This window comes from Polaromonas sp. P3_C2, assembly GCF_056402675.1.
In genome coordinates, this window is record NZ_JBFUGX010000128.1 from 1 (window position 1) to 8,177 (window position 8,177).

At 63.4% G+C, this 8,177-nt stretch carries 11 protein-coding genes; 9 read left to right on the forward strand and 2 right to left on the reverse strand.

From position 1 onward, the window contains the following. The 4 genes from AC1DWI_RS07640 to AC1DWI_RS07655 all read left to right on the forward strand — a co-directional run. A partial coding sequence (locus AC1DWI_RS07640) for an aldehyde dehydrogenase family protein (protein ID WP_477724620.1) occupies positions 1 to 458 on the forward strand: 458 nt, incomplete at its 5' end. Positions 459 to 660: 202 nt separating this feature from the next. Next, positions 661 to 885, forward strand: a complete 225-nt coding sequence (locus AC1DWI_RS07645) for a hypothetical protein (protein ID WP_477669152.1) — start codon at positions 661 to 663, stop codon at positions 883 to 885. After that, positions 882 to 1,244, forward strand: a complete 363-nt coding sequence (locus AC1DWI_RS07650) for a carboxymuconolactone decarboxylase family protein (RefSeq protein WP_477669153.1) — start codon at positions 882 to 884, stop codon at positions 1,242 to 1,244. Before AC1DWI_RS07645 ends, AC1DWI_RS07650 begins: the two co-directional genes overlap by 4 nt. Before the next feature lie 63 nt (positions 1,245 to 1,307). Continuing rightward, complete coding sequence (locus tag AC1DWI_RS07655; RefSeq protein WP_477669154.1) at positions 1,308 to 2,054, forward strand: hypothetical protein; 747 nt, start codon at positions 1,308 to 1,310, stop codon at positions 2,052 to 2,054. A 27-nt stretch (positions 2,055 to 2,081) separates the two neighbouring features. Here AC1DWI_RS07655 and AC1DWI_RS07660 read toward each other — a convergent pair whose 3' ends face one another. Continuing rightward, positions 2,082 to 2,897, reverse strand: coding sequence for a CAP domain-containing protein (locus tag AC1DWI_RS07660; protein ID WP_477669155.1), 816 nt, complete (start codon positions 2,895 to 2,897; stop codon positions 2,082 to 2,084). Positions 2,898 to 3,227: 330 nt separating this feature from the next. On the opposite strand from AC1DWI_RS07660, the gene AC1DWI_RS07665 reads away from it, so the two are divergent. Further along, positions 3,228 to 3,818 carry a hypothetical protein gene (locus AC1DWI_RS07665; RefSeq protein WP_477724621.1) on the forward strand — a complete coding sequence of 197 codons (591 nt, stop codon included), beginning with the start codon at positions 3,228 to 3,230 and terminating at the stop codon, positions 3,816 to 3,818. Between the two features lie 75 nt (positions 3,819 to 3,893). On the opposite strand, the gene AC1DWI_RS07670 is transcribed toward AC1DWI_RS07665, so the two are convergent. Continuing rightward, on the reverse strand, positions 3,894 to 4,739 hold the full coding sequence (locus tag AC1DWI_RS07670) for an AraC family transcriptional regulator (protein WP_477669157.1): 846 nt from the start codon (positions 4,737 to 4,739) through the stop codon (positions 3,894 to 3,896). Between the two features lie 141 nt (positions 4,740 to 4,880). Between AC1DWI_RS07670 and AC1DWI_RS07675 the strand changes: the two genes are divergently transcribed. From AC1DWI_RS07675 to AC1DWI_RS07690, 4 genes are all read left to right on the forward strand, one after another. Next, on the forward strand, positions 4,881 to 6,116 hold the full coding sequence (locus AC1DWI_RS07675) for an MFS transporter (protein WP_477669158.1): 1,236 nt from the start codon (positions 4,881 to 4,883) through the stop codon (positions 6,114 to 6,116). Between the two features lie 112 nt (positions 6,117 to 6,228). Then, on the forward strand, positions 6,229 to 7,014 hold the full coding sequence (locus AC1DWI_RS07680; protein WP_477669159.1) for a MipA/OmpV family protein: 786 nt from the start codon (positions 6,229 to 6,231) through the stop codon (positions 7,012 to 7,014). Positions 7,015 to 7,230: 216 nt separating this feature from the next. Continuing rightward, the gene (locus tag AC1DWI_RS07685; RefSeq protein ID WP_477669160.1) at positions 7,231 to 7,917 is read left to right on the forward strand and encodes a response regulator transcription factor; all 687 of its coding nucleotides are present in this window, start codon (positions 7,231 to 7,233) and stop codon (positions 7,915 to 7,917) included. Beyond that, a partial coding sequence (locus AC1DWI_RS07690; protein ID WP_477724622.1) for a hypothetical protein occupies positions 7,914 to 8,177 on the forward strand: 264 nt, incomplete at its 3' end. The genes AC1DWI_RS07685 and AC1DWI_RS07690, both read left to right, overlap by 4 nt.

Below are 8,177 nucleotides of genomic sequence, written 5' to 3' on the forward strand. Positions count from 1 at the left end.
GTTCGGGCGCGGCGTCGCGGCAGATGGCGCCGGTGCTGGTGTTCGATGTACCCGCCGGCTCGAAACTGCTCAGCGAGGAAATCTTCGGCCCCATCCTGCCGGTGATTCCCTATGCGTCGATCGATGACGCGATTGGCTATGTCAACGCCCGCCCCAGGCCGCTGGCGCTGTACTGGTTCGGCACCGACACCGGTTCTCGCGACCATGTGCTGGCGCGCACCGTGAGCGGCGGCGTCACTGTCAACGACACGCTGATGCACATCGCGCACGAGAACCTGCCTTTCGGCGGCGTGGGCGACAGCGGCTGGGGCAGCTACCACGGCGAAACCGGTTTTCTGCGGCTGACGCAGCAAAAGCCGGTGCTGGTGCAGTCAAAGTGGGCGAGGGGAGACCTGTTTTATCCGCCTTATGGAAAACGGTTTGACCAGGTGATGGGCTTGCTCAAGCGCCTGATCTGAGGTTTGACCTGAAGGGATTGGCGTTCTGGTGACGGCGCCGTTCAAATTTCTTTGAGGAAACCCGAATCCTTTTGCCGAATGCGGGCCTCTTTGCCGGTATCAACCACCGACAAGGAGCTCCTGATGTTTTTTCCGCAACGAAATCTTTCCGCCTGTGCGCGGGGCGGCACCATGGGTGGCACCGCATCCACCGGAGGCGCCCGTGTTCTGTAGCACTTCGGTCACCCAGCATGTGTTGCGCGGGATAGGCGCGCTGGCCCTGCTCGCATGTGCCGCCCTGGTTTTCCAGGTGCATCCCCTGTGGGCGGTGCTTCCTCTGGCGGGTGCGCTGGTGTTGATGCGCGGCTGCCCCATGTGCTGGCTTGTTGGCCTGTTTGAAACCATCGCACGGCGCCACAGGCCAGCGGACAGCAAAGGCCAGCCATGAGCGCCGGTTACCAGTCACCCCAAGACCTGCAACTGGCGCCAGCCTTCGTGCGGCTGGCACCTGTGGAAGCCCAGGCTTTCCTCGCGTTTGACCATGCGGCCAAGCGCGAAGGCGGCCATCTTGAGCCACGTGTGCGGGAGCTGATTTCGTTGGCCGTGGCGCTTACCACCCAATGTGGCTATTGCCTGGACGTGCACACCCGTGCGGCCAGGCGGTTGGGCGTGACCCGCGAGGAGCTGGCGGAAGTGGTTCTGATTGCGGCGGCTGTGCGGGCAGGCGCCAGCGTGGGGCACGGCCTGCTCGCCTTGCGCCTGTTCGATGGCGACGGGGACGAGACAGTGCTTCCTGCTGGTAACTGAAAGGTCTGGCCCATTCCTTGACGCCCCTTTAGAATCCCCCAAAAATAACTGGAGGGATGGGCCATGCCTTTTGTTGGACTGGGACTTCATTTCATTGTGGCGGTGTTCTTTGCCGTCCATGCCTTGCGCAGCGGCCAGCAGATGTACTGGCTGATCATCCTGTTTTCGTTTCCCATGCTGGGCAGCCTCGTTTACTTCCTGGCGGTCTACCTGCCCGACTCGCGGCTGGAGCGCGGCGCGCGCAAGGTCGTGGCCGCAGCCGCAAAAACACTGGACCCGACGCGCGAGCTGCGGGAAGCACACGCCGCGTTTGACTACACGCCCACCGCGCAGAACCAGATGCGGCTTGCCTCCGCGCTGCTCGAAGCCGGCCAGGCGCTGGAGGCTGCGCAGAGTTACGACGCATGCCTCAAGGGCCCGTTCGCCTCCGACCTGGAAATCCGGCTGGGCGCCTCAAGGGCCTATTTCGCCTGCGAGCGTTATCCCGAGGCGATTACCCACCTTGAATTCATCCGCAAGACCGACCCCGCCTTTCGCGCGGAGCTGGTGTCGCTGCTGCTTGCCCAGGCGCTGGGCGGCGCCGGCAGGGGTGTGGACGCGAAAGCGGAGTTTGAATCCGCCGTGGACCGTTTCGGCAGCTTTGAAAGCCGCGCTGAATACGCCATCTGGGCCGCGATGAACGGGGATACCGCCACCAGCGCACGCCTGCAGATTGAGCTGCAGCGGTCCATGGAGCGCTGGAACAGGCACACGCGCGAGCTGAACAAGCCCTTGCTGCGCCGCCTTAACGCGGCGTTTGAAAAACGCTGAAAGCTGCGGGCCCCGGGCAAGGGCGACTTACCGCTGCGCCCCGAATACCTGCACCCAGTAAATACCGGCGCTGCTTTGGATGTTGACCGCAAAGGCCGTGCCCATCTCGGTATACGCCGGCGCCATGATGTTGGCGCAATGGCCGGGGCTGTTCAACCAGCCCTGCACGGCGGTGTCGGCCTGCATCTGCCCCGCGGCGATGTTCTCGCCGATGGCTTTCCAGCCGTAGCCTGCGCGTGTTGCGCGGCTGGCCACATCGCTGCCATCGCGCCCGGTGTGGCTGAAGTAGCTGTAACGCGCCATGTCTGCGGCATGCCCCCCGGCGATGCTGTACAACACGGGGCTGTATTGCAGCGGCCCTGCGGCCGCGAAGGCCTGCGTACCGCAACGGCGTGGCCTGGAGCGCGCTTCATTGACCAGTGCCAGCACCCGTGCCTGTACATCGCCGGCCTGGGCCGCAGCCGGGGGCGAGAAGGGCGCGGCCAGCACCACCCAGGTTTGCGCCCCGCGCTGGTAGAAGCCGGCTTCAGCGAGCTCGGCGTGCATCACCGCGCTGCATGATTTGCCCAGGGTCCTGCGCGCGAGCGCTGAGGGGCCCGTTGCGCCGCGTACGGCAATCTGCGCGGCCCGCACCGCGCGGTAGTCGACAGCTTTCAGTGCCTCGTCCATCGTGCGGCCGCTGGCCATGAGCTGCGCCGCCCGCGACAGGACGCTGTTTTCACGCAGCAGGGAAACCTTGGCGCCGCGCCCGTCGCAACCGTCCTCCCGTACCCGGTTCAGTTCGCGCAGCAGCGTGGGGTGCGGCTCGGCAGGCGCCTGGGCATGGCCTGTGGTTGCAAACATGACAACAGCCATTGAAGCCGTCGCGTGACCCCATCTCCTGCCGGTTTTTCTTGCTGCGCTGAGGAAGTTCATCGGGCCATGATAACCAGCCGGGCCCGGTGGCGTGCTGTTGTACGGCTGACGTGGAGTGCTATTGTTTTGATAGCCGCTTGCGCTCATCTCCAAGGGCCGGAAGGTGAATTTAGTTCGCAATTGGGAGGATGACTTTTCACCGCTGAACGGGCCGCTAAACTTCGGTCACCTGACGCCGGTCAGGATTTGCGAAACATCCTGACTGCCTGTACTCAACGCCTGCCCAATGCCTCAAACCTGCCGCTTGACCTGCTTCGCATGCGCCTGAGTCGTCCTTCCTTCAAAGTTCGCCTGCTGGCCATGCTGGCGCTTGTACCGGTAGTGGCGTGGTTTGCCGTCAGGCCCGTGCGGGTGATCGCGCCGGAACTGTCCGGTGTTTCATGCTTCAGCACCTCGGTGTGTGTGGACGACAAAGCCCGATTTGAAGAGGCTGCCCGGCTGCATGCGGAGGGCATGGCCTTCGTGTCTGCCAGGGTCGGTGCGATCYAGGGTATGCCGAAGATGGTCTTTTGCTCAACACAGGCGTGCGCCGATGCTTTCGGCCTGGGGATGCGTTCGGCCGTCACCCTGGGTACTTTCGGCACCGTTGTGGGGCCGCGCGCCTGGAAGCCGTTCTGGAAGCCGTTTTACGTTCGGCATGAGCTGATCCACTATTTGCAGGCCGAGCGTCTTGGCACGCTCTATCTGCTGCTCAAACCTCAATGGTTTGTCGAAGGCATGGCTTACGCGCTGAGCGAGGATCCGCGGTCGCCGCTGGGTGAGCCTTTCGAAAGCCACCGCCAGAAGTTCCTCCTGTGGCTTCCCACGATCGGCTCGCTAACCCTCTGGCAGGCGGCCGGGGATCTGTAGGTTGCGAGCCAACGCACTGTCGGTTACTTGAAGGTGCTACTTTTTTGATAGCTGCTTGCGCTTGCCCTCATTGCCTTACAGCCTGTTTTTACTTTGAAAATGACTGGGTGGCTGGCCCATGGCGGCTTTGAACATCGCGGTGAAGGCGCTGTCACTGGCATAACCGCTGGCCGCCGCCACGGTGCTGACCGATTGCCCGCGTGTGAGCAGGGGCAGGGCGTGGGCAAGGATGGCCTGCTGGCGCCATTGCTGGTAGCTCAGGCCCAGTTCGTCGCGAAAAAGCCTGGCCACCGTGCGTTCGCTGGCGCCAGTATCGGCGGCCCATTCGGCCAGCGTGGCCCGCTCTGATGGTGCGCGCAGCACGGCTTCACACAGGGCGCGCAGCCGCTTGTCCCCGGTTTGCGGATGCGGCATGGGCACGCCGAGCGCCTGGGTGTCGGCGCCTGCGAGCTCGTCCAGCACCAGGCTGGAAAGAAGTTGTTCGCGAGTGGCCGGCAGCGGCCGCTCCGGGGTGGCCGCGTCGAGCGCGTGGATGGACTCACGCAGTAACGGCGAAACCACCAATACGCGGCAACCGGTCCAGCCCTTCGGGGTGGCGCTTGCGTCGAGGTACAGCGTGCGGAATTCGGCGGCCTCCAGCACGGTCACGTGATGTTGCGCGCCAGGGGCGATCCACACCGCGCGGGAGGGCGGCACGATGTAGGTGATTTCGCCGCCCGCATGGCCCGACTGCTCAGCCGTGACCTGCAGCACCCCCGTGGAGCAGTAGGCCAGTTGCGCCCAGGCGTGGGAATGGGGCTTGAAATGCGTGTCTGCTTCCAGCGTCCGCGCCCGCACGCGCACTGGCCGCTGGCGGCTGGGCGTGAAGTTGTCGGTGTCGCCCACCGGCACGAAATGAAGCGGGGCTTTACGTTGCGGCATCTGGCGTGTCGGAAGGTCTATCCACCTGAATCAGATGATGTGATCGCAGGGACGAAGGTCATTAAGCGGTTTGTCCGAAATTCGATGAAACATGGCTTTATGTCGCATTTCAGAAGGCTTGGCCAATACTACGATAGCGCCATGAATACTTCAAGTACGACCCTGAACGCGCCCGCTGCAGTCCCTTTTCGCACCGACGCCAGCGTGATCAGCCTGGTGGGCCTGGCGCACATGATCAGCCATTTCAGCCAGCTGCTGCTGGCGCCCCTGTTTCCCTGGCTCAAGGACGAGTTCAGCGTCAGCTATGCGGAGCTGGGGTTTTTGATGACGATCTTTTTTGTGGTGTCGTGCGCGGTGCAGGCGCTCTCGGGTTTTGTCGTCGACCGCTTCGGCCCGCGCCCCATATTGTTCGCCGGCCTGAGTTTGCTGGGCGTGGCGGCTTTTGGTTATTCCATCAGCACCAGCTACTGGATGCTGGCCGGCTTTGCTGTAATTGCCGGTGTCGGCAATGGTGTGTTTCACCCGGTGGACTACACGCTACTGAACCGCAAGGTCAGTGCGCCGCGCCTGGGCCACGCCTACAGCGTGCACGGCATCACCGGCAGCCTGGGCTGGGCGCTGGCCCCCGCAGTGGTGGTGACGCTGACGTTTGCTTATTCGTGGCGTGTGGCATTGGCTGCCGCCGGTGTGCTGGCTTTTGCCGTGCTGGCGGTGCTGGTGATGAACCGCGACAAGCTCACCCTCACGATGGCGGCGCCGGTCAAGGGCGCGCCCGCGGCCGACAGCAGTCTGGGTTTTCTGAAGATACCGGCCGTCTGGATGTGTTTTTCTTTCTTCTTCTGGTATGCCATCGTTCTCAGCGTGGTGCAGGCTTTTGCACCTGAAGCTGCGCGCCACCTGCATAACGTGCCGCTCGCACTGGTGGCTATCTGCCTGACGGTTTATATGGTGTGCAGCGCGGGCGGCATGGTTTTTGGCGGCTTCCTGGCATCGGATCCCGCGCGCTGCGAGCGCATTGTGGGCATCGGGTTTGGTGCGGCGGCTGCCGTGGCGGTGCTGCTGGCCGCAGGCAGCTATCCCGCATGGGTCGTGCCTGTGCTGTTCGGCATCATGGGCTTCGCCACCGGCATCGCCGGGCCGTCGCGTGACCTGCTGGTCAAGCGCTCAACCCCCGAAAACGCCTCGGGCCGGGTTTACGGCGTGGTGTATGCAGGCCTGGACATCGGCCAGGCCGTGTCGCCGCTGATCTTCGGCGCGATGATGGACCATGGCTATTACCGCGGCGTCCTGCTGGGCCTGGCGCTGATGCAGGCGGTGCTGATCGCCAGCGCCTTCAATGTGCGCCGGGTGCGCCGCACGGTACTCGCCACGGCCTGAGCATTCCGGGCTCGATGTGTCGCGGCCCCGCGACGCGCCTGCAGGACGGATGCGCAGTTTTTCCTGCCCGGTCCTATACTGGATCGCATCATCTCCGGAAAGAAGGCATGCGATGAAACGTCTTACCCGGGCTTCTTCTCCTGCTTCCCAGGCTGTGGTCCTCATTGCGTTGGCTGGGTTGGCATTTATGGGCATGGTGCAGGCACAACCCGCCCCGTTCAAATACCAGCTGACGGGCGACATCGGCGGCGCCGTGTATGGCACACAAAGCGTGATTCGCAGCAAGAGCAACGACACCGTCTTGCTGCCCTATGCTTATGCGGACTATGGCCGCTTCTTTGCGCGTGTCGACACGCTGGGCATCAAAACCGCAAGGATGGGCTACGGCTACCTGGAATTTTCCGGCCGCATCAGCCAGGACGGCTGGCGCGCCGATACCGCCGCGCTGTCGGGACTCAAGGACCGCAAGCGACCGATTCCGCTGGGCATAGGCACCTTTCAGGAAACGCCTTACGGCGGGTTTTTCGTGAACGCGTTTGTGGACGCCAACAAATCGCACGGTGCATTGCTGGAAGCCACATACGCGGCGGAGTTCAAGGTCGGCAGCTGGTCGTTCTTTCCGCAGGTGGGGCTGGAACACACCAGCGCCAAATACAACAACTACCTCTACGGTGTGACCCCGGCCGAGTCAGCCGCCAGCGGGTTTACAAACTACAACGCCGGCGCCTCGACAGCGCCCACGCTGGGCCTGGGGGTCGATGTGCCGCTCGGTGATCCCTGGATGCTGACGATGCAACTGCGTCGCAAGTGGTTGGGGTCTTCGGTTCAGGGCAGTCCCCTGGTCAGCCGCCGGACGCAGGACACCGGGTTTATCGCCGTGTCGTATCGGTTCCGCTAGCCCGGCGTCCGGAGTCATCCGGCCGCAGACGTGAAAAGCTGGCGCCTGTTTCCCCTGTAGGGCGTGTTTTTAGCGGCGCAGCTTGCCGGTGCATGCTGCCGGGAGTGCCGGCGCACCGCATTTTTGCGTTTTGCCTCCCAGCTTTCACCGAGCTTTCACCAGGTGTCGGCGTTTCCTCGGTGGTTTAGCCGTCCGTCCTCCCGCATTATTCGTTCCATGAATATCCTGCTGGTTGAAGACGACCTGAATCTGGTGGACGCCCTCAGCCGCATGCTGGTTGCCCGCGGGTTCCACGTCGTTTGCTGTGCCGACGGGAAAGAGGCGCTGGTGATGGCACGGCATCGTCCGTTTGATGCGGCCCTGCTCGACCTGAGCCTGCCCGGCATGGATGGCCTGGATTTGCTGCAGCACCTGAGGGACGAAGGTTCCCGGCTTCCCGTACTGGTCATGACGGCGCGTACCGCGGTCGAGGACCGGGTGCTGGGATTGAACTCCGGCGCGGACGACTACCTGATCAAGCCTTTTGATGTGGAAGAACTGGTGGCCCGCCTGAAGGCGCTGGTGCGCCGCAGCCTGGGCGTGGAAGATTTCCGCTGTGGCACCCTGCGCTTGGACCTGGACAACGGACAGGTATTTCGCGGCGCACTGCCGCTTGAAATGTCGGGGCGTGAACTAGCCCTTCTCAAGGCGCTGATGATGCATCCCGGCAAGGCTGTGGCCAAGGATGACCTGCTCCAGACCGTCTTTGGTGACGAAGGCTCGGCTGGTGCGGATGCCATTGAGGTGCTGGTGCACCGGTTACGCAAACGCATCCTGGGGTCCGGAGCCAGTCTTGTCACCCTGCGGGGGGTTGGCTACTACCTGATGGATGATGCCCTGGCTGAAAGGCAGGATCAGCCGTGAAAACAGTGAGCCTGTTGCGGGGAAAGTCATGGACGGTCTGGCGCCCATGGCGGGCCCGGCGATCAATCCGGTTGTTTGTCTGGGCCTGGTCGCTGGGGCTGCTGTTGGCCTGGTGCTTTTTGAACTGGATGGGCGCGGCGTATCCCCAGACACTCTTTGGATTGCCTGCAGGACTTTGGTGGCTGTTCAAGGTATTGGCGTTTGCTGCCGGCCTGTGGTGGGTTTTGCGCCAGGCCTTCAAACCCGTTGTGGTGTTGGGG

Coding starts and splice junctions, on each gene's coding strand:
- AC1DWI_RS07650 (WP_477669153.1), top strand. CDS start 882: ATGAGCGCCGGTTACCAGTCACCCCAAGACCTGCAACTGGCGCCAGCC.
- AC1DWI_RS07655 (WP_477669154.1), top strand. CDS start 1,308: ATGCCTTTTGTTGGACTGGGACTTCATTTCATTGTGGCGGTGTTCTTT.
- AC1DWI_RS07660 (WP_477669155.1), bottom strand. CDS start 2,897: ATGTTTGCAACCACAGGCCATGCCCAGGCGCCTGCCGAGCCGCACCCC.
- AC1DWI_RS07670 (WP_477669157.1), bottom strand. CDS start 4,739: ATGCCGCAACGTAAAGCCCCGCTTCATTTCGTGCCGGTGGGCGACACC.
- AC1DWI_RS07675 (WP_477669158.1), top strand. CDS start 4,881: ATGAATACTTCAAGTACGACCCTGAACGCGCCCGCTGCAGTCCCTTTT.
- AC1DWI_RS07680 (WP_477669159.1), top strand. CDS start 6,229: ATGAAACGTCTTACCCGGGCTTCTTCTCCTGCTTCCCAGGCTGTGGTC.
- AC1DWI_RS07685 (WP_477669160.1), top strand. CDS start 7,231: ATGAATATCCTGCTGGTTGAAGACGACCTGAATCTGGTGGACGCCCTC.